Source organism: Klebsiella sp. 18074 (assembly GCF_902705905.1).
In the GTDB taxonomy this organism is placed as follows: domain Bacteria; phylum Pseudomonadota; class Gammaproteobacteria; order Enterobacterales; family Enterobacteriaceae; genus Klebsiella; species Klebsiella terrigena.
This window is the reverse complement of record NZ_CACSIS010000006.1, coordinates 1-19,679: the sequence shown is the minus strand read 5'-3', so window position 1 is coordinate 19,679 and position 19,679 is coordinate 1. Positions and strand designations below refer to the sequence as shown.

The following is a 19,679-nucleotide window of genomic DNA, read 5'->3' as shown; positions in this document are numbered from 1 at the left end:
GGACATTGCTGTTAGCTTTCCCCCGCGATGAACAAAATTCCCGTATGGAGAAAATCAATGGACGTCAGCCGCAGAAAGTTTTTCAAAATCTGCGCAGGCGGTATGGCCGGAACAACAGCTGCTGCCCTGGGTTTTGCACCCAAAATGGCGCTGGCTCAGGCGCGTAACTACAAGCTATTGCGTGCCAAAGAGATCCGCAACACCTGCACATACTGCTCCGTGGGCTGCGGGCTATTAATGTATAGCCTGGGCGACGGCGCGAAGAACGCAAAAGAAGCAATTTATCATATCGAAGGCGACCCGGATCACCCGGTGAGCCGCGGCGCGCTGTGCCCGAAAGGGGCCGGTCTGCTGGACTACGTGCACAGCGAAAACCGCCTGCGCTACCCGCAATACCGCGCGCCGGGCTCCGACAGGTGGCAGCGTATTTCGTGGGATGAGGCCTTCGATCGCATTGCCAAACTAATGAAAGCCGACCGTGACGCCAACTTTATTGAGAACAACGAACAGGGCGTAACGGTTAACCGCTGGCTTTCCACCGGGATGCTGTGCGCATCCGCGGCGAGTAATGAAACCGGCATGCTGACGCAGAAGTTTGTGCGTTCTCTCGGCATGCTGGCGGTAGACAACCAGGCGCGCGTCTGACACGGACCAACGGTAGCAAGTCTTGCTCCAACATTTGGTCGCGGTGCGATGACCAACCACTGGGTTGATATCAAAAACGCTAACGTGGTGATGGTGATGGGCGGCAACGCCGCTGAAGCCCATCCGGTGGGATTCCGCTGGGCGTTAGAAGCAAAGAATAACAACGATGCGACGCTTATCGTCGTCGATCCGCGCTTTACGCGTACGGCATCGGTGGCCGATATCTATGCGCCGATTCGCTCCGGCACCGACATTACCTTCCTGTCGGGGGTACTGCTGTACCTGATTGAAAATAACAAAATTAACGCCGAATACGTCAGGCACTACACCAACGCTAACCTGCTGGTGCGCGATGATTTTGCCTTCGACGACGGCCTGTTCAGCGGCTACGACGCGGAAAAACGCCAGTACGATAAGTCCTCCTGGAACTACCAGTTTGATGAAAACGGCTTTGCCAAACGCGATGAAACCCTGACCCATCCGCGCTGCGTCTGGAACCTGCTGAAACAGCACGTCTCCCGCTATACGCCGGACGTGGTGGAGAACATCTGCGGGACGCCAAAAGCGGACTTCCTCAAGGTGTGCGAAGTGCTGGCCTCCACCAGCGCGGCGGATCGCACCACCACCTTCCTCTATGCGCTGGGCTGGACGCAGCACACCGTCGGGGCGCAGAACATCCGTACCATGGCGATGATCCAGCTGCTGCTCGGCAATATGGGGATGGCAGGCGGCGGGGTCAACGCGCTGCGCGGCCACTCCAATATCCAGGGGCTGACCGACCTCGGGCTGCTGTCGACCAGCCTGACCGGCTATCTGACGCTGCCGTCGGAAAAGCAGACGGATCTGCACAGCTATCTGCAGGCCAACACGCCAAAAGCGACGCTGGACGAGCAGGTGAACTACTGGAGCAACTATCCTAAGTTCTTCGTCAGCCTGATGAAATCCTTCTACGGCGACGCGGCGCGTAAAGAGAACGACTGGGGCTTTAACTGGTTACCTAAATGGGATCAGACCTACGACGTTATCAAGTATTTCAACATGATGGATGGCGGCAAAGTCAACGGCTACATCTGCCAGGGCTTTAACCCTGTGGCGTCCTTCCCGGACAAAAACAAGGTGGTGCGCAGCCTCAGCAAGCTGAAGTACATGGTGGTTATCGATCCGCTGGTGACCGAAACCTCCGTCTTTTGGCAAAACCACGGCGAGTCCAACGACGTTGACCCGGCGGCGATCCAAACGGAAGTCTTCCGCCTGCCGTCCACCTGCTTTGCCGAAGAAGATGGCTCTATCGCCAACTCCGGACGCTGGCTGCAGTGGCACTGGAAGGGCCAGGATGCACCGGGCGAAGCGCGCAACGACGGCGAAATCCTTGCCGGGATCTACCACCGTCTGCGCGAAATGTACCGCGCCGAGGGCGGCAAGGGCGTCGAGCCGCTGCTGAAAATGGGCTGGGACTACAAGCAGCCGGATCGTCCGGAATCGGAAGAGGTGGCGAAAGAGAACAACGGCTACGCGCTGGCGGATCTCTACGACGCCAACGGCGCGCTGGTGGCGAAAAAAGGCCAGCTGCTGAACAGCTTCGCGCTGCTGCGCGACGATGGCTCAACCTCATCCTCGTGCTGGATTTATACCGGCAGTTGGACCGAGCAGGGCAATCAGATGGCCAACCGCGATAACGCCGATCCGTCGGGCCTTGGCAACACCCTGGGCTGGGCCTGGGCGTGGCCGCTAAACCGCCGGGTGCTCTATAACCGCGCGTCGGCGGATATCAACGGCAGGCCGTGGGATGCGAAACGGATGCTGATCCAGTGGAACGGCGCTAAGTGGGTCGGGAACGATATTCCGGACTTCAACACCGCGCCGCCGGGGAGCAAAACCGGTCCGTTTATCATGCAGCAGGAGGGCCTCGGCCGGCTGTTTGCGCTGGATAAGCTGGCGGAAGGTCCGTTCCCTGAGCACTACGAGCCAATGGAGACGCCGCTGGGTACCAACCCGCTGCACCCGAACGTTATCTCCAGTCCGGTGGTGCGTCTGTATGAAGAGGATGCCGTGCGCTTAGGTAAGAAAGACAGGTTCCCGTACGTCGGTACGACCTATCGCCTGACCGAGCACTTCCACACCTGGACCAAGCACGCGCGGCTTAACGCCATCGCGCAGCCGGAGCAGTTCGTCGAAATCAGCGAGGGGCTGGCGAAAGCCAAGGGGATTGCTAACGGCGATCGGGTGACGGTCAGCAGCATGCGCGGCTTTATTCGCGCGGTGGCAGTGGTGACCCGTCGCCTGCAGACGCTCAACGTCAACGGCCAGCAGGTGGAAACCGTCGGCATCCCGCTGCACTGGGGCTTTGAAGGGGTGGCCCGTAAAGGCTACATCGCCAATACCCTGACGCCGAACGTCGGCGATTCCAACTCGCAAACGCCGGAGTATAAGGCGTTTCTGGTCAACATCGAGAAAGCGTAAGGGGCGATTCAATGGCGATGGAAACACAGGACATTATTAAACGCTCCGCGACTAACCCTATCACTCCCGCGCCCCGCGCGCGGGACTTTAAGGCGGAAGTCGCCAAGCTTATCGATGTGTCATCCTGCGTGGGCTGTAAGGCCTGCCAGGTGGCCTGCTCCGAGTGGAATGATATCCGCGATGAGGTGGGGCACTGCGTCGGGGTTTACGATAACCCGGCGGATCTCAGCGCCAAATCCTGGACGGTGATGCGCTTTAGCGAAACCGAACAGAACGGCAGGCTGGAGTGGCTGATCCGTAAAGATGGCTGCATGCACTGCGAAGAACCGGGCTGCCTGAAGGCCTGTCCCTCCGCAGGTGCGATTATTCAGTACGCGAACGGCATCGTCGACTTCCAGCAGGAAAACTGCATTGGCTGCGGCTACTGCATCGCCGGGTGTCCGTTTAACGTCCCGCGCCTCAATAAAGAGGATAACCGGGTCTATAAATGCACGCTCTGCGTTGACCGCGTTAGCGTCGGTCAGGAGCCGGCGTGCGTGAAAACCTGCCCGACCGGGGCGATTCATTTCGGCAGCAAGAAAGAGATGCTGGAGGTGGCGCAGGAGCGGGTCAATAAGCTGAAGGCGCGCGGCTATCCGCACGCCGGGGTGTACAACCCGCCGGGCGTGGGCGGCACGCACGTGATGTACGTGCTGCATCACGCCGACCAGCCGGAGCTGTACCACAAGCTGCCGAACGAGCCGAAAATCGATACCAGCATCAATCTGTGGAAAGGGGTGCTGAAGCCGCTCTCGGCGCTGGGCTTTGTCGCCACCTTTGCCGGGCTTATCTATCACTACATCGGTATCGGACCGAACAAGGAAGTGGATGACGATGAGGAGGAACATGATGAGTAAATCGAAGATGATTGTGCGCACGAAGTTTATCGACCGCGCCTGTCACTGGACGGTGGTTATCTGCTTCTTTCTGGTTTCACTGTCCGGGATCTCGTTCTTCTTCCCGACCCTGCAGTGGCTGACGGAAACTTTCGGTACGCCGCAGATGGGGCGCATTCTGCATCCCTTCTTCGGGGTGGTTATCTTTATCGCCCTGATGTTTATGTTCGTCCGTTTTGTGCAGCATAACATCCCCGACAAGCAGGATATTCCGTGGCTGAAGGGGATTGTTGAGGTGCTGAAAGGCAACGAGCATAAGGTGGCGCGCGTCGGGAAATATAACGCCGGGCAGAAGATGATGTTCTGGACCATCATGAGCATGATTTTTGTGCTGCTGGTGACCGGGGTGATTATCTGGCGGCCCTGGTTTGCGCACTATTTCCCGATTCAGGTCATCCGCTACGGCCTGCTGATCCACGCGGCGTCGGCGATTGTGCTGATCCACGCCATCCTGATCCATATGTATATGGCGTTCTGGGTGAAGGGGTCGATTAAGGGCATGGTCGAAGGTAAGGTGAGCCGCCGCTGGGCGAAAAAGCACCACCCGCGCTGGTACCGCGACGTCGAGCGCCTGGAGGCGAAGAAAGAGAGTTCGCAGGGGATAAAATAGGCCTGCTGCGGAATTCTGCATGGCGCGACCGATGTCGCGCCATTTTTTTAGCCTTCGCCGCTCAGGACCTCCAGCCCCACGCGCTGGCCCCAGGAGAGCTCGAGGGTATTGCCATCCGGGTCGGCAAAAAACACGTAGTAGCCCACCGGCTCGCCGAGCTGCTCAGGCTCGCTGCGCAGCACCCCCTCGCGGCGCGCTAGCGCAGTTTTTTCATCGACCTCCTGGCGCGTCGCGCAGGCTACCCCGAGATGACCGAAGGGCCCAAGCGGGGTATCGGTGTGGCTATCCGTCTGCACCAGCACCAGCGCAAACGGGCGGGTGCGGTCGCTCAGCCACGCCACGTGGCGCGCGGAGGGCAGATCGGGCGAGCGCCGGTGGATCACCTGCATTGCGGTGTAGCGGGTATAAAAATCGATACTTTTTTGCAGATCGCGCACCATAAAAGCGACGTGGGTAAAACCGCTGTCGACCTCCTGCATCATGCTGCTCCTGTCTGGTCGTTTTGCTCTGCCGACAACGGTAATACCTCAGGTTAACCTGAGGTAAAGTGCGAATTGTGCCATCGGCGATCGCCAAAACGGGCGGGAGCCGGCGGGAGAGACTAGAAATGTTCCTTGATAAAACGGAAGGGGTACTCGGTAGATTTCGTCTTGCCCGTTTTGCGCTTGGGCAATTTCACCGGATCGAGATGCGGGTTCTTGTAGGGGATCTGCGCCAGCAGGTGGGTAATGATGTTCAGGCGAACGCGCTTCTTCTCCTCCGAGCGGGCGACAAACCACGGCGCCCAGGCGGTATCGGTGGCGGCAAACATCGCGTCCCTGGCGGCGGTGTAGTCGTCCCAGCGGTTAAACGACTTGATGTCCATTGGCGACAGCTTCCAGATCTTGCGCCCGTCGTTGATGCGGTCGCGCAGGCGGCGCTCCTGCTCCTCCGGGGTGACCTCCAGCCAGTATTTCAGCAAAATGATCCCGGACTCGACCATCGCCCGCTCGACCATCGGCGCGCCTTCAAGGAACTTATCCGTCTGCTCGGGGGTACAAAAGCCCATCACCCGCTCGACGCCGGCGCGGTTGTACCAGCTGCGGTCGAAGATCGCTATCTCTCCGGCGGCGGGTAAAAAGGGAATATAGCGCTGATAGTAGAGCTGGCTCTTCTCGCGCTCTGTGGGGGCCGGGAGGGCGATAACCCGAAACACGCGCGGGCTGACCCGCTCGGTGATGGCTTTGATGGTGCCGCCTTTCCCCGCGCCGTCGCGACCCTCAAACACGATGCAGACCTTCAGCCCCTGGCTGACGACCCACAGCTGCAGCTTGACCAGCTCAACGTGCAGCTTGCGTAGCGCCTTTTGATACTCTTTTTCGCCGAGCGGCTCGGTTTTACCGACGCTGTCGATGGCTTTGCTCTTTTTCTTATTTCCCATGGGCTCTTCTCCGTCGTGTATCGCGCCGGGTCAGCGCTCTACTATGAAGTGTAATAACAGCGCCAGCGTACGGCGGAAAATATTCATTCACCGCAGCCGCGCTGCCCGCTAATTAAGCGGCAGAAGCGATATTCATGCAGCGATCGCGCCGTTATATGGATAAACAGGTCACTTCACGTTTTTGTCTGGCCTGCGGTTGCCGAATGGACAATAATGCCGACCGAAAGTAAAAACAAAAGGTTATACCGCCCGGGATTGACCTGTTTGCCACGTTGCCCGGCCTGTCGTCGCGCCCGTTTGTGGCCAGAGCAGGCCTGAGTTATTTAAGGTTCAGAAGTATGAAAAAGACTATTTTTTCGTTAGCGCTTGGCACCTTTGGTCTGGGAATGGCGGAATTTGGCATCATGGGCGTACTGCCGGAAGTGGCCCACGACGTGGGGATCTCGATCCCCGTCGCCGGCAATATGATCTCTTATTACGCCTGTGGGGTGGTGATCGGCGCGCCGGTGATGGCGCTGGTCTCAAGCCGCTTTTCGTTAAAATCGATCATGCTATTTCTGGTCGCGCTCAGCGTTATCGGTAATGCCGTTTTTGCCTTTTCTTCGAGCTATTCCATGCTGGCGGTCGGCCGGCTGGTCTCCGGTTTTCCCCACGGCGCTTTTTTTGGCGTCGGCGCGATTATCTTGTCGAAAATAGCCCCGCCGGGAAAAGTCACCGCGGCGGTCGCCGGGATGATAGGCGGGATGACGGTAGCGAATCTCATTGGCGTGCCTGCCGGAACCTGGCTCGGGCACCAGTTTAGCTGGCGCGACACTTTCCTGGCTCTGTCTATATTTAACGTCGCGGTATTTCTGTCTATTATCCGCTGGGTGCCGACGCTATTTGATAAATCGACGACGCGATTGCGCGAACAGTTTTACTTTTTAAAATCACCGGCACCGTGGCTGATATTTGCCGCGACGCTGTTTGGTAACGCCGGCGTATTTGCGTGGTTCAGCTATATCAAGCCGTTTATGATTAACGTTGCCGGTTTTTCCGAAGGCGCGATCATCTTTATTATGATGCTGGTCGGCCTGGGAATGGTGCTGGGCAATGTGCTCAGCGGCAAAATTTCCACCCGCTTTAGCCCCTTGCGCATTGCTGCCGCCACCGACGGCATGATTGCCGTGGTGCTGCTGCTGATGTTTATCTTCGGCGATCGTCAGCCGGCGGCGCTGCTGCTGGCCTTTATCTGCTGTACCGGTCTGTTTGCGCTCGCGGCGCCGCTGCAAATCTTGCTGCTGCAAAACGCCCGCGGCGGGGAGATGCTGGGGGCGGCGGGGGGACAGATTGCCTTTAACCTCGGCAGCGCGATTGGCGCCCTGTGCGGGGGAATGATGCTGACCTGGGGCTTTGGCTGGAGTTCGGTTGCGCTGCCTGCCGCCGGGCTCTCCTTCTTCGCTATGAGTTCGCTGCTGATTTACGCCTGCTATCAGCGCAGCCTCCGCTAGCCGCCGTGCGCCTGGAGCGACGCACGGGGCCGAAGAGTCAATCCGTAAACGGCTCCCCGAGGGTCAGCATCAGGCGGTTTGCCCAGGCGAAAAAGGCGGCGGATTGCAGCAGGTCGAGCTGGGCGAGGGTATCGAGCCCCTGATGCTCAACGGCGGCCAGATGGGCAGCGTTGAGCGCCGACGGGGTGACAGAGACCGCCGCGGCAAAATCAATTTCCGTCTGCCAGCGCGCCGACTGGCCGTCGCTGAGATTATCGCCCGGCGTTACCGCCAGCAGCGTTTCCACCGCCGTCTCCTCTTTTGCCAGCTGGGCCGCCTTGCGGGCGTGCACCGACGCGCAATAAATACAGCCGTTAACTTTGCTGGCCACCGTCGCCGCCAGCTCCCTTTCGGCGCGCGGCAGCCCACCCGGCGTGTAGAAGATGCCCCTGTCGGTCAGCGTGCGCTGCTCCAGCAGCGGCTGGTTGCGGGCCAGCAGACGAAAGTAGGGCGAGTCGCTGTGGCCATATTTCGCCAGAATACCCTGTTCGGCTGCGCTGAATTCGTCCAGCGGTTTGGCGGCGATCCACGGCTCCCAGCTCAGCTCATCGCGGGTGAAGTGCACCGGCGCACGCTTACCGCTGACCGTCTGCGGCGCGGTATGCCAGAAGCCGGCAACCACCGGCGTTTCCGCGCTGGCCGCCGGTTTACCGTTCAGCAGCCGCAGACCGGCGATCAGCCGGCTCTGGAAGCTCACAAAGGCGATGAGCTGGGCGAGGGTGACCACCGCCCGCAGGCTCCAGCCGGCGTGAGTTAACGCCTGCAGCGCCGACGGCGTGGCCTCGATTGGGGTAAAGGTCAGCAGGCGGGCAAATCCCAGCGCCGGGATCAGCCGCGGCGACGTCGGGTCGGCAAGGCCGAATCCGGCGTAGTGGGCGGCGAGGGCGTCGGCCTGGTGCAGCTTGGCCACCTTCGCGGCAACCGCGAAGCGCTCGCTCAGCGGAAAATCCACCTCCTGCTGACCGAACAGCGTTTCATAGCTGCCCTGGGCATGGCGGGCGGCCGCTTCGCGCACCGCGCGGGCCTCGGCCAATGCGGAATTTGGGGCAATATCGGCCAGCTCAGCCAAAATATCCTGACTCAGTGTCATGGTGACTCCTTACTGTAGTTGCGGGGCAATATGCTGAGCGATCAGCTCGATGGATCGCAGCGTGTCGTGGTGCGCGGGCTCAACGGAGTGGACCTGGAACGAAATATCGGTCACCCGCGCCAGTACGCTATCCTGCGCCAGCGAAGCCTTCACCTGTTCGACATCGCCGACGTGCGCATCCAGCTGAGAAAGATAATCTGTGACGGTGTCACCAATAAGCTGATGTCCGGCAGCGCGGTGCGCCGCCGCCTGACGACGCAGGCCCGGCTCCGCCACCTGCAGGGCGTACTGACGGCTGTCGGCAACAAACGCGGTGCGTGAGGCGAGGATCCTCGGTGCGACCCCCGCCGGGAGCGCGCTGAGGTAGGCGTCGATAATCGGATTCTGAATGGCGTCCAGCGGCAGCAGCGGCTGACCGACGGGGCGCGGCTGGGTGCGGGAGAGCATCAGCCCGTGCCCGGCCTGGCCCGCGCGGACAGCCCCCTCGGCGGAGAAGGTGGCAATCCATATGCGCTCCGCAAGCTGCGGCGCCGGCGGGTAGAGATGGTTATCCGGATGGGCCAGCGAATCGCCGCGCCAGGCGCTGTGGATCAGATGCAGGTGTTCGGCGAAGACCTCTCCCCGCCGTTCGCTGGTTAAGCCAAAGGGTAAAAACGAGGTCGCCGTGCCGCCCGAACCAAAGCCCACTTCTAGCCGCCCGTCCGCGAGCAGATCCAGCACCGCCGCGTCTTCGGCAACGCGCAGCGGATCCTCCATCGGCAGGGTAATGATGGCGGTGCCAAGGCGAATACGTTCGGTATGCGCGGCGGCATGGGCGAGAAACACCAGCGGCGACGGCAGGCCGCCCTCATGCTCATGGAAATGGTGCTGCGCAATCCACGCGCTATCGAAGCCGAGTCGTTCGGCGTGGCGGATCTGCTCGGTCGCCAGGCGATAGCGCTCCTTCGGCGCCGCGTCGTCCAGCAGACGGGTGAAAAAGCCCAGACGTTTACGCGTCATGCAACCTCCTTGCTTGAGGTGGAAAAGTGGGGAATAGCGGCGATAAGCTCGCGGGTGTAATCGTGCTGCGGCGCGGCGAACAGGCGGCCAACCTCACCGTGTTCGACAACCAGGCCGGCGCGCAGCACCGTCACGCTGTGGGCGATGCGGCGCACCGTGGCCAGATCGTGGGTAATAAACAGATAGGTCAGCCCCAGCTGCTGCTGGAGCTGCTGCAGCAGGGCAAGAATTTGCGCCTGCACCGTGACGTCGAGCGCCGAGGTGGCTTCATCCAGTACCAGAATGGTCGGCTCCAGCACCAGCGCGCGGGCAATCGCCACCCGCTGGCGCTGGCCGCCGGAGAGCTCGCGGGCGGTTCGCGCCAGCAGCTCGGGGGCGAGGGCGACCCTGGCGGCAACCGCCTCGACGCGGACGCGCCGCTGGGCCGGGCTGAACCGGTCAAAGTTTTTCAGCGGCTCTTCGATAATTTCCTGCAGCGTCTGGCGCGGGTCGAGGGAGGCGAACGGGTTTTGGTAGACGAACTGAATTTTGCGCCGCAGCTGGCGCTGCGCTTCGCGGCTTAAATGTCCGGCATTGATGCCGTCAATGGCAATCTCGCCGCTGTCGGCGCGCTCAAAGCCGAGCAGGATCCGCGCGAGGGTGGTTTTCCCTGAACCGGATTCGCCGACCAGCGCGTGGGTGCTGCCGCGCCGCACCTCGAAGCTCACGCTGTCCAGCGCCTGCAGATGCGAATGGCCCAACGAGAAGCGCTTGCTGACGCCTTCCAGGCGAATAGCCGGCGTCGCCAGCCAGCGCCCGTCCGCCGGGGAGATGGTGAGGTTTTGCCCCTGCAGGTCGCTGAGCAGCTGGCGGGTGTAGGCGTGCTGCGGCGTGTGGATGACGTCTGCCGTAGCGCCGTGCTCCTGAATCTCGCCGTGGCGAAACACCAGCAGGCGGTCGGCGCGCTGCGCCGCCAGCGCCAGATCGTGGGTCACAAACAGCACCGCGGTGCCGGATTCGCGGCGCAGGGTATCGAGCAGGTCGAGAATGCGCTTTTGTACCGTGACGTCGAGGGCGCTGGTGGGCTCGTCGGCAATGATTAAATCTGGCTTCAGGGCGATGGCTATGGCGATCAGCACCCGCTGCTTCATGCCGCCGGAGAGCTGGTGCGGATACTGGTTAAAGCGCTGCTCCGGATGGCTAAGGCCGACTTTCTCCAGCAGCGCCAGCACCTGACTCTTACGCTCGGCGGCACCGTGCCTTTGATGCAGGCGCAGGATCTCCCCAACCTGGGCGCCGATGGTCTGCACCGGGTTCAGCGAGCTACCCGGGTCCTGAGGCACCAGGCTGATGCGCGCGCCGCGCAGGCTATCGAGCCGCTTACCCGACCAGCCGCTGATATCCTCGGCGTTAATGACGATCTTCCCGCCGTCGCGGCGGGCGTTATCTGCCAGCAGGCCGATAATCGCCTGGGCGGTGGTCGTCTTGCCGGAGCCAGACTCGCCGACGAATGCCAGCATTTCGCCGCGCCTGACGCTAAAGCTGACGCCATGCACTACCTCGCGCCACTCCTGCCGGGAGCGGTAGCTGATGCGCAGATTTTCGACGCTTAATACGTTCATGCGCGTTCTCCGCTAAATTGGCGGCTGATGCGGTTGGCGGCGAGCACCACCGCCACCACCGTCACGCCGGGGAAGGTGGTCAGCCACCAGGCGGTTGAAAGATAGTTACGCCCTTCGGCAATCAGCAGCCCCCATTCCGGGACCGGCGGCGGGGTGCCGTAGCCGAGAAAGCTCAGGGTCGAGAGCGCGAGGATCGCCTGACCGAACTGCAGGGTGGCGAAGGCCAGCACGGCGGTCAGCGAGTTCGGCAGAATATGCCGCCAGAAGACGGCGAAGAAGGTTCCGCCGCTGCCGTAAGCCGCTTCGACGTAATCGCTATGGCGTACGCGGACCACTTCCGCCCGCGCCAGACGGGCAAAGCTGGCAATCGCGGCGACGCCAACGGCCACGGCGGCGTTAACGGTGCCGAAGCCGAGGATGATGATCACCGTCAGCGACAGCAGCAGCGAAGGGATCGCCAGCAGGACGTCAACCAGCCGCATCACCACCGACTCCACGCGTCCGGCGGCGGCGCCGGCAAGGGTGCCGAGCGCGCTGCCGACGGTCAGCCCGATGGCGACCGCCGCCAGCGCCGCGCTGAGGGAGTGCACGGCGCCGTAGACAATTCGCGCCCACAGGTCGCGACCTAGCTGGTCGGTGCCGAGCCAGTGTCCGGCCTGCGGCGCCAGGCGCTGGGCGCCGGGTATCCCTTCCAGCGGGTTATAGGGAGTAAAGAGCTGCGGCGCGACGGCCAGCAGCACGGCGGTAACGATGACCGCCCAGGCCAGCCACAGCCCCGGCTGCAGGCGCAGGGTGCGCCGGCTAAACGTCCGTCTGCGGGCGGCGATAGCGTAATCGACCAGGCTCATAGGGCACCTCCGGCGAGCGGTTTCAGACGAGGATCGAACAGCGGCATCAGCAGATCGACCAGCAGATTAATCAGCACGAAGCCAAGGGCCGAGATCATTACCACCGCCTGCAGGACGGCGATATCCTGATTATTCACCGCCTGTTGGGTGAGCTGCCCGAGGCCGCCGCGGCCAAATACAGTTTCGGTAATCAGCGCTCCGGCGATCAGCTCGCCCAGCAGCAGGCCGGCGATGTTCAGCACCGGCAGCAGCGCGTTGCCGATGACGTGCCGCCACAGCACGCCGGTTTCGCTCATTCCTTTGGCCCGGGCGACGGCGACAAAAGGCAGCGCGGCAACCTGGTCCATGCTGCGCAGCAGTATTTGCGCCAGCGGCGCGGAGATCGGCACCGCGACGGCAATAATCGGCAGGATCAGCCCCTGTAGCGGGCTGGGGTTGATCACCGGGACCCAGCGCAGCTGGAAGGAGAACAGCTGAATCAGGGCGATGCCGAGCCAGAAGGTCGGCAGGGAGATAAACAGCACCGGCAGCGATTGCAGGGCGTTGCTCAGCCAGGGCAGCCCCGGCAGCCGGGCGGCGAAGGCGAGGGTAAACGCCAGCGCGATCGCCACGATAAAGGCCGGGAGCGCGAGGCTCAGGGTTTGCGGAAGATTGCTGGCGAGCAGGGCGTTGACCGCGATCCCCGCCTGCAGCGAGTAGCCAAAATCTCCGCGCAGCATCGCCAGCAGGCTGTGCAGGTACTGCCGCCACAGCGGGCTATCGGCGCCGTAGGCGAGGCGCATTTCGGCGATTTGCGCCGGGCTGAGGCCAAGGTCCGGATTCTGGAACTTGATCAGCACCGCATCCCCCGGCAGGACCTGCAGCAGCACGAAGGAGAGGGTGAACGCCGCCCACAGCACCAGGAGACCCTGGCCCAGCCGGCTGAGAAGATAGTGGCTCATCGTCGGCTCCTTAGCGCTTGTCGAGCCACGCGCCGTAGAACGACGGGCGGCCAACCGCTTCAAAACTGACGCCTTTCACCCATTTCGCGCCGGCAAAGACCTGCGGCTCCTCAAAGATAGGGATCACGTAGGCGTTATCCAGCAGATAGCGCTGGGCGTCGCCGGTCAGCTGCAGGCGCTTTTGCGCGTCAACCTCGGCGGAGATGGCGGTGAGCAGGGCGTTGAGTTTATCGTCGCGGAAGCTCTGCACCTTGTCGCTGGAGCCGCCTTTTTGCAGCAGGGCATCGCGGTTGCCCGGGAAGAACATGCTTTTCACCACGTCCGGGTCGGCGCGGCCGACTTCGGACACAGTGAGCGGTGTTTTCAGCGGATCGAGGTTATCGAGGGTGCGGCTGCCGGCGTCTCCGGCCTTGACGCTCAGCGCCACGCCGACCTGCCGCCACTGTTGAGCAACCAGCTGCAGCACCTCTTTATTTTGCGGCTGCGGCAGCGATTCGTAGACCGTCAGCGCCAGCCGCTGGCCATCTTTGGCCCGAATGCCGTCGGCGGCCTTTTTCCAGCCCGCTTCGTCCAGCAGGGCGTTGGCCTTAGCCGGGTCGAAGGTTAGCCTGTCGCTGAGGTTGATATAGCCCGCCGCCGAGCTGGCGATGGCCGAGGTAGCCTGCGGATAGTTGGCGGAAAACAGGGTATCGACGACCTGCTTTGCGTCAGTGGCATGCAGCAGCGCCTGGCGCACGCGCAGGTCGGAAACCAGCGGGTTGTCCGGGCGGAAGCTCAGGCTGTCGTTCACTCCGCGCGTTGGCGCGGCGTAGAGGGTAAAGCCCTGGTCGGTGGTCTGCTTTTCATCGTAGGCCTGCACCTGGCGGATAAAATCGGCCTGGCCCGCCAGCAGCGCGCCGATGCGCACGCTATCTTCCGGGGTCACGATAAAGGTAATGCCGTCGAGGTTCGCCGGCCCCTGCTGCGGCAGATTTTTGGGTCCCCATTGATAATCCTTGCGGGCAACCAGCGTCAGCTCGCGGCCCGGCTTTTCATCTTTAACGCTGAACGGCCCGGAGCCGATAATATTGCGCGCGTCGCCGAGCTCTTCGAAATTGCGCTGCAGCGTGCTAAGCGACACCAGCCCCGAGCCGATGGTCGCCGTGCCCTGCAGGAATCCCGGCGACGGCTTTTTGAAATAGAACTTTACCGTCAACGGGTCGATGACCTCGCTGCGATCGTAGTTGTTTATCACCTCCGAGACCGGCAGGCGGTGGGCTTTATTCCCCAGCCCGTAGGTATCAAAGTTTTTCGCGACCGCGTTGGCATCCAGCGGGGTGCCGTCGGAGAAGGTGACGCCGGGGCGCAGCCTGAAGGTATATTCGGTTTTGTCGGCGTTGGTGGTCCAGCTTTCGGCAATCCACGGCTCGACCGCTAAGGTTTTGGGGTTCTGCCAGGTCAGCTTATCGGTGATCTGGTTGAGGATCCCGCCGTTGGGGTAGAAGCCCCCGGCAGGCGGATAAAGGTTGGTGTGCGGCTGCTGCTCAAGATAGATCAGGGTGCCGCCTTTAACCGGCGTATCGGCGGCCCAGGCGGAAAAGGCGCCTGATAAAAAGAGTGCTGCCAGCGCGGGCAGGCGAAAACGGCTTTGCATGGTGAATTCCTTTGTTATCTATTGTGTTGTCATCATCCGGCGCGGTTATTGACAAAGGAACGAAGGAATTGCGCTAAGCATGTGCGTAAAAAGCATTAATACGCTTCAGTATTCAAATAACTTCGGCGTTGGTGGGATCCTCTTTCGCCGCTTTACTGCGGGGTGAATGCGTTAAGGATTTTTTATTTTGTCGGCTGGCACTAATCCCATAATTTAATAAAAAGATTGAGATGATACTTAAGGTTGATAGATTAATGGCTGATAAGTGAATGTTGCTAAACGGGAAAAGGGTAATGCTGAAATATTTACTGGCGTTGGCAGTGGCGGTATTGACCGGCTGTACCGCGGCGCCGAATTTACCGCCGACCGATACTATAACCAAAGTTAAGCCCATCTCGGCCGGTGTTATTGCGGTGTCCAATAAATATACCTATCGCTTTTATCGCGACGGCGCTCCGCAGGAGTACCAGCGCTACAGCAGCTTCTACCAGCGTTTTAATAAAGTTGCCTCGGGCGTGCGGGTAAATTTTGCGGTTGAGCAGCATGAGGTGGTGGCGGAATATCTGGTGGTGCTTGATAAGCGTAAGCTGGACGCGGCGCAGCAGGCGATATTAACCAATGAATATAAAGCGACGGCGCTGGATAGTGAACATCTCGGCGTGCTGTTTAAAGCGAGCGGCTACTGGACGGCAGGGGACCCGAACGAGCTTGAAGAGTCCTGGCGGCTCTCCAGCCCGGTGGTAGTCTCGATCAACGATCGAACGCAAACCCTTTCTACCCTCGGAACCATTGCGCTGATCCCGCTGGTGCCGCTGTACATGATGTACGGGTGCGCGACGGGGCCGTGCGTATAGCCTGAGCAGACGCCTCTCCCCGATTCGGGAGAGGCGCAGGGGCTAGCGGCGGAAGTCGATAACCATCCGGCCGCGGATCTGCCCCTGTTCCATCTCTTTAAAGATGGCGTTGATATCGCCCAGCGGGCGCAGCGTCACTTTCGGCACCACTTTCCCTTCGGCAGCAAACTGGAAGGCCTCAATCAGGTCCTGACGGGTACCGACCAGCGAACCCACCACTTCGATGCCGTCCAGCACCAGTCGCGGAATGTCGAGGCTCATGGCTTCCGGCGGCAGGCCAACGGCCACCACGCGGCCGCCGGCGCGCACTGCGTCAACGGCGGAGTTGAAGGCGGCCTTCGCGACGGCGGTGACCACCGCGGCATGGGCGCCGCCGGTCTTCTCCTGAATCACCTTCGCCGCATCTTCGCTGCGGGAGTTGATGGTCAGGTCGGCGCCCATCTCTGCGGCCAGCTTCAGCTGCTCGTCGTTGACGTCGATGGCGATAACTTTGGCATTGAAGACGTTTTTCGCATACTGCAGTGCCAGATTACCCAGGCCGCCGAGGCCGTAAATCGCAATCCACTGGCCCGGCTTGATGTGGGAGACCTTCACCGCTTTGTAGGTTGTAACGCCGGCGCAGGTGATGCTGCTGGCCGCCGCGGAGTCGAGGTCATCCGGCACTTTTACCGCGTAGTTGGCGGTGACGATGCACTCTTCAGCCATGCCGCCGTCAACGGTAAAACCGGCGTTTTTTACCGAGCGGCAGAGCGTTTCGTTGCCGCTATTACAGTAGTCACAGTGGCCGCAGCCTTCAAAGAACCATGCCACGCTGGCGCGATCGCCGGGTTTCAGTGAATTGACGCCGGGGCCAACCTGCAGAACCACGCCGACGCCCTCATGTCCGAGGATAACCCCGGTTTTATCACCAAAATCGCCGTTTTTGACGTGCAGGTCGGTGTGGCAGACGCCACAGCAGTCCATTTTCAGCAGCGCTTCGCCATGTTGCAGGGGGCGCAGCGTTTTTTCCGTTACATTGACCTGATGGTCGTGAGTGACAACGGCAGCTTTCATGTTTTCTCCTTGATATTAGTGACAAATTACGTCGCGTTCTTTGTGAATAATACTCATTAAGGATTGACTCTTATGCCGCGTAATGCAAGTTCGATAGTGAAAAATGTGGTATCAATCAGCACGGATAGCAAAAGGTTCGTTTTTTAGTCAATATTATGGCTGTTAATATTTTCGTCATTAATTGGTCATATTCCTTTCATAGCCGACCGGCAGGCTGTTAGCGGACAATTTCTTATAACAACAGAGTGATAACCCAATGCATCTGGTAAAAAGCATCCTCGCCACAACTCTGCTCTTCTCCGCCGCCGCTCAGGCCCACAACGTGCTGGATTTTCCGCAGCCGGAAAACAATCCGGAGGAGTTTTATGCGGTTACTGAAATTCCGACCGGCGGTATTATCAAATATGAAACTGACGCCAAAACCGGGTTTATCATCGCCGATCGCTTCCAGTCGATGCCGGTGGCTTACCCGGCCAACTACGGCTCGCTGACCCAGTCGCTGGCCGGTGATGGCGATCCGCTTGACGTGGTGTTCTATACCCGTGCGCCGATGGCGCCCGGCACCTTGATTAAGCTGCGGGCGATTGGCGTACTGAAGATGATCGATGGCGGCGAGAAGGACGATAAAATCATCGCCGTGCCGGCCAGCAAAATTGACCCGACCTATGATGATGTTAAGAACATCAGCGATCTGCCGAAAATGGAGCAGGAGCGTCTGCAGGCCTTCTTCCGGGTCTATAAGCAGCTGCCGGAGGGCCGTAAAAAGGTCGAGCTGAACGGCTTTAACGATGCCGCGGCGGCGAAGCAGGAAATTAAACAGGCATGGGATGCCTGGAAAGCGAAGCAGCCGCAATAATCTGCCACACGCCACCCGGCCCAGGCTTGACGCCGTGGGCCGGGTGGGTTGGGTGTTAACTCAGTCTGGCATTGATTTCCGCGATCTCCTCTAGCCACTGCGCCTGCTGCTGCGGTTTCTGGTGCTTAGGCTTGCGCGCCATATCTTCGGCCAGGCGCTGCTCCAGGCTAATCAACCGTTCCAGCAGCGCGTCGCTCTCCTCCACGCGCGTTACCGCCGCTGGCGCCCGGGCTGACCACTCGCCGCGGCCGGTCGCATTGCCCAGCCGGGCATAGACCTCGTCAACGTCGTGCCATTCGCTGAGGCCCTGGTCGTCGATAAGCCAGAAGCGGTTACAGCTGCGAGCGATCAGCTGGCGATCATGGCTGACCAGCAGCAGGCCGCCGGGGTAGTCCCGCAGCGTATCCCCCAGCGCCTCTTTGCCTTCCATATCTAGATGGTTGGTGGGCTCATCTAACAGCAGCAGGCTATAGCGCGCCAGCGACAGCCCGACAAACAGCAGGCGGGAGCGCTCGCCTCCGCTAAGAGTGCTGACTTTCTGCCCGTGACGAGCCCAGCCGAATCCGGCGGAAATCAGCGCGCGTTTACGCGCCTCCGGCGCCGGAGCGAAGGCCTCAAGCGCCTCCAGCAGGCTGTGATTATCGTCAAGCTGATGCAGCGTCTGGTCATAATAACCCGGGCTAAGGCGGGGATGCAGGCGCAGCCCGGCGTCCGGCGTCGGCTGCTGCAGCTGTCGCCACAGCAGGCGCAGCAGCGACGATTTTCCGCCGCCGTTGCGGCCCATAATGGCGACCCGATCCCCGCTTTTCAGCCGCGCCAGCCCGGTGGTAAAGAGGGCGGGCAGACCCGGCGCCGGCGGGACCGGCAGTCCTTCCATCTCCAGCAGCCGGTCGGCCTGCACCGCGTCGCCGTGCAGCGCCAGCCGCCACGGCGTTCCGGCGGTCACGCTGGTTTGGTTCTCCTGCAGACGCAGTACCTGTTTTTCCATCTGTTTGGCTTTGCGCGAGAGATCTTCGTTGTCATAGACCTGGCCCCAGGTGGCTAACCGCCTGGCGCTGGCGGTGACGCGGTCGATCTCCTTTTGCTCGGCCCTATGGCGCAGGGCGTCGCTTTCGTCCTGCTCCTGCAGCGCCTGGCGAGCGGCGCTGCAGGGAAGAGAGAAGGCGTGCAGGCAGTTGTCGCGGAGGATCCAACTGCTATTAGTTACAGCATCCAATAAAAGGTTGTCGTGCGACACCACCACGAAGCTCCCCTGCCAGGTTTGCAGGAAGCTTTCCAGCCACAGCAGGGTCGGCAGATCGAGATGGTTGCCGGGTTCATCAAGCAGCAGCAGGTCAGGCTGCTGAATCAGGGCCCGCGCCAGCAGCAGCCGGGTATGCTGGCCGCCGCTCAGGGTGGCCGCCAGCTGCTCGAAGCTGCCGCCGTCAAAGCCCATTTCAGCCAGCAGGCGCTCCGCCTGCCAGCGATGGTTTTCCCGACCCGCGGCGGGGAGGCGAGCGAGTACCGCCTGCACCAGAGATTGCGCTAGTACAGCCTGCGGCAGATGCTGCTCCACGCGGGCCATCAGGCAGTGGTTAGCCAGCGCCACGCGGCCGGAATTGGGCGTAAGCGTCCCGTCGAGCACCTGCAGTAAGGTACTTTTTCCGCAGCCGTTATAGCCAATCAGGCCAACGCGGTCGCCTTTTTTGAGGGTAAAGGAGAGATCGTTGAATAAGGGGCCAAATGCCGTTTCAACGTACAGAGATTGTGCGGTTAAGAATGTGCTCATTGTGAACTTACTCAAGAGTTACAGGCATGAGAATGCCTCGTCAAACATCGCTGACGATAACCCGGTAAGCCCGAGGGAAGGGGACTAAGGTTTGGTTTCTTCGCTCAAGCTAAAGTTATCGCAGCACGATACCGATAACGCTTGAGGGGGTGCGATCGCCAAATGTATGTGAAAAATTAAACATTTCACAGTACGGCATGGGATCCTCCTTTTCTATTCAGTTAGTTGATGGGTGCCGGCAGTGTAGAGGGCGATCGTCGATTTAGCTAGCGGCTAAAAATGGCAGGGAGGCGGGGCAAGAGCGGTGAGCAAATAAATATCCTCCGGCATAGCCGGAGGTTTTTCATATGCGCCTATAAGGCTCTGTTACCAGCCGCGCCCTAACAGGCGCATAGCAATCTGACATTTGCATCTATGGATTACTTACGGCCCGTAAA

General features: G+C 60.7%; 16 protein-coding genes. 6 read left to right on the top strand and 10 right to left on the bottom strand.

The window, feature by feature from the left end:
- The first annotated feature begins 57 nt into the window (after positions 1–57).
- From fdnG to fdnI, 3 genes are read left to right on the top strand one after another with little or no spacing between them, the layout of a single operon-like run.
- Complete coding sequence (gene fdnG, locus GVK32_RS07725) at positions 58–3,105, top strand: formate dehydrogenase-N subunit alpha (RefSeq protein ID WP_159869898.1); 3,048 nt, start codon at positions 58–60, stop codon at positions 3,103–3,105.
- 11 nt (positions 3,106–3,116) lie between these two features.
- The gene (fdxH, locus tag GVK32_RS07720) at positions 3,117–4,001 is read left to right on the top strand and encodes a formate dehydrogenase subunit beta (RefSeq protein WP_159869895.1); all 885 of its coding nucleotides are present in this window, start codon (positions 3,117–3,119) and stop codon (positions 3,999–4,001) included.
- On the top strand, positions 3,994–4,650 hold the full coding sequence (fdnI, locus tag GVK32_RS07715; RefSeq protein WP_132511201.1) for a formate dehydrogenase-N subunit gamma: 657 nt from the start codon (positions 3,994–3,996) through the stop codon (positions 4,648–4,650). The genes fdxH and fdnI overlap by 8 nt, the downstream gene beginning before the upstream one ends.
- A 47-nt stretch (positions 4,651–4,697) precedes the next feature.
- Here fdnI and GVK32_RS07710 read toward each other — a convergent pair whose 3' ends face one another.
- Both GVK32_RS07710 and ppk2 read right to left on the bottom strand, forming a co-directional pair.
- Positions 4,698–5,129, bottom strand: coding sequence for a VOC family protein (locus tag GVK32_RS07710; protein ID WP_159870189.1), 432 nt, complete (start codon positions 5,127–5,129; stop codon positions 4,698–4,700).
- A gap of 122 nt (positions 5,130–5,251) precedes the next feature.
- Complete coding sequence (gene ppk2, locus GVK32_RS07705; RefSeq protein ID WP_159869892.1) at positions 5,252–6,070, bottom strand: polyphosphate kinase 2; 819 nt, start codon at positions 6,068–6,070, stop codon at positions 5,252–5,254.
- A 338-nt stretch (positions 6,071–6,408) separates the two neighbouring features.
- On the opposite strand from ppk2, the gene araJ reads away from it, so the two are divergent.
- Entirely contained in the window at positions 6,409–7,560 is a 1,152-nt protein-coding gene (gene araJ / locus GVK32_RS07700) for an MFS transporter AraJ (protein ID WP_159869889.1), read from the top strand.
- Between the two features lie 37 nt (positions 7,561–7,597).
- Here araJ and GVK32_RS07695 read toward each other — a convergent pair whose 3' ends face one another.
- The 6 genes from GVK32_RS07695 to GVK32_RS07670 are packed head-to-tail and all read right to left on the bottom strand — an operon-like array spanning position 7,598 to position 14,711.
- Positions 7,598–8,689 (bottom strand): alkylhydroperoxidase domain protein, encoded by a 1,092-nt coding sequence (locus GVK32_RS07695; protein WP_159869886.1) that lies wholly within the window; start codon positions 8,687–8,689, stop codon positions 7,598–7,600.
- Positions 8,690–8,698: 9 nt separating this feature from the next.
- Positions 8,699–9,688 carry a putative FMN-dependent luciferase-like monooxygenase gene (locus tag GVK32_RS07690; RefSeq protein WP_159869883.1) on the bottom strand — a complete coding sequence of 330 codons (990 nt, stop codon included), beginning with the start codon at positions 9,686–9,688 and terminating at the stop codon, positions 8,699–8,701.
- Positions 9,685–11,289, bottom strand: coding sequence for an ABC transporter ATP-binding protein (locus GVK32_RS07685; RefSeq protein WP_159869880.1), 1,605 nt, complete (start codon positions 11,287–11,289; stop codon positions 9,685–9,687). The genes GVK32_RS07690 and GVK32_RS07685 overlap by 4 nt, the downstream gene beginning before the upstream one ends.
- Positions 11,286–12,137 (bottom strand): ABC transporter permease, encoded by an 852-nt coding sequence (locus GVK32_RS07680; protein ID WP_159869877.1) that lies wholly within the window; start codon positions 12,135–12,137, stop codon positions 11,286–11,288. The genes GVK32_RS07685 and GVK32_RS07680 overlap by 4 nt, the downstream gene beginning before the upstream one ends.
- Positions 12,134–13,078 (bottom strand): ABC transporter permease, encoded by a 945-nt coding sequence (locus tag GVK32_RS07675; RefSeq protein ID WP_159869874.1) that lies wholly within the window; start codon positions 13,076–13,078, stop codon positions 12,134–12,136. The genes GVK32_RS07680 and GVK32_RS07675 overlap by 4 nt, the downstream gene beginning before the upstream one ends.
- A 10-nt stretch (positions 13,079–13,088) precedes the next feature.
- The gene (locus GVK32_RS07670) at positions 13,089–14,711 is read right to left on the bottom strand and encodes a TIGR04028 family ABC transporter substrate-binding protein (protein ID WP_159869871.1); all 1,623 of its coding nucleotides are present in this window, start codon (positions 14,709–14,711) and stop codon (positions 13,089–13,091) included.
- A gap of 293 nt (positions 14,712–15,004) precedes the next feature.
- Between GVK32_RS07670 and GVK32_RS07665 the strand changes: the two genes are divergently transcribed.
- On the top strand, positions 15,005–15,565 hold the full coding sequence (locus tag GVK32_RS07665; protein ID WP_159869869.1) for a hypothetical protein: 561 nt from the start codon (positions 15,005–15,007) through the stop codon (positions 15,563–15,565).
- Between the two features lie 42 nt (positions 15,566–15,607).
- Here the strand turns inward: GVK32_RS07665 and adhP are convergent, their stop codons facing one another.
- Positions 15,608–16,618: an alcohol dehydrogenase AdhP gene (gene adhP / locus GVK32_RS07660; RefSeq protein WP_159869867.1), complete on the bottom strand. Its 1,011-nt coding sequence runs from the start codon at positions 16,616–16,618 to the stop codon at positions 15,608–15,610.
- A gap of 256 nt (positions 16,619–16,874) precedes the next feature.
- On the opposite strand from adhP, the gene GVK32_RS07655 reads away from it, so the two are divergent.
- Entirely contained in the window at positions 16,875–17,474 is a 600-nt protein-coding gene (locus tag GVK32_RS07655; protein WP_159869865.1) for an inorganic diphosphatase, read from the top strand.
- 55 nt (positions 17,475–17,529) lie between these two features.
- Here GVK32_RS07655 and GVK32_RS07650 read toward each other — a convergent pair whose 3' ends face one another.
- Positions 17,530–19,242, bottom strand: a complete 1,713-nt coding sequence (locus GVK32_RS07650) for an ABC-F family ATP-binding cassette domain-containing protein (RefSeq protein WP_159869863.1) — start codon at positions 19,240–19,242, stop codon at positions 17,530–17,532.
- Positions 19,243–19,679 lie beyond the last annotated feature (437 nt).

Excerpts from the sequence above, each read along its gene's own strand:
- GVK32_RS07680 (WP_159869877.1), bottom strand. The coding sequence starts at position 12,137 with ATGAGCCTGGTCGATTACGCTATCGCCGCCCGCAGACGGACGTTTAGC.
- GVK32_RS07655 (WP_159869865.1), top strand. The coding sequence starts at position 16,875 with ATGCATCTGGTAAAAAGCATCCTCGCCACAACTCTGCTCTTCTCCGCC.
- GVK32_RS07690 (WP_159869883.1), bottom strand. The coding sequence starts at position 9,688 with ATGACGCGTAAACGTCTGGGCTTTTTCACCCGTCTGCTGGACGACGCG.
- GVK32_RS07710 (WP_159870189.1), bottom strand. The coding sequence starts at position 5,129 with ATGCAGGAGGTCGACAGCGGTTTTACCCACGTCGCTTTTATGGTGCGC.
- fdxH (WP_159869895.1), top strand. The coding sequence starts at position 3,117 with ATGGCGATGGAAACACAGGACATTATTAAACGCTCCGCGACTAACCCT.
- GVK32_RS07650 (WP_159869863.1), bottom strand. The coding sequence starts at position 19,242 with ATGAGCACATTCTTAACCGCACAATCTCTGTACGTTGAAACGGCATTT.
- GVK32_RS07685 (WP_159869880.1), bottom strand. The coding sequence starts at position 11,289 with ATGAACGTATTAAGCGTCGAAAATCTGCGCATCAGCTACCGCTCCCGG.
- araJ (WP_159869889.1), top strand. The coding sequence starts at position 6,409 with ATGAAAAAGACTATTTTTTCGTTAGCGCTTGGCACCTTTGGTCTGGGA.
- adhP (WP_159869867.1), bottom strand. The coding sequence starts at position 16,618 with ATGAAAGCTGCCGTTGTCACTCACGACCATCAGGTCAATGTAACGGAA.
- ppk2 (WP_159869892.1), bottom strand. The coding sequence starts at position 6,070 with ATGGGAAATAAGAAAAAGAGCAAAGCCATCGACAGCGTCGGTAAAACC.
- GVK32_RS07670 (WP_159869871.1), bottom strand. The coding sequence starts at position 14,711 with ATGCAAAGCCGTTTTCGCCTGCCCGCGCTGGCAGCACTCTTTTTATCA.
- GVK32_RS07695 (WP_159869886.1), bottom strand. The coding sequence starts at position 8,689 with ATGACACTGAGTCAGGATATTTTGGCTGAGCTGGCCGATATTGCCCCA.
- GVK32_RS07675 (WP_159869874.1), bottom strand. The coding sequence starts at position 13,078 with ATGAGCCACTATCTTCTCAGCCGGCTGGGCCAGGGTCTCCTGGTGCTG.
- GVK32_RS07665 (WP_159869869.1), top strand. The coding sequence starts at position 15,005 with ATGCTGAAATATTTACTGGCGTTGGCAGTGGCGGTATTGACCGGCTGT.
- fdnI (WP_132511201.1), top strand. The coding sequence starts at position 3,994 with ATGAGTAAATCGAAGATGATTGTGCGCACGAAGTTTATCGACCGCGCC.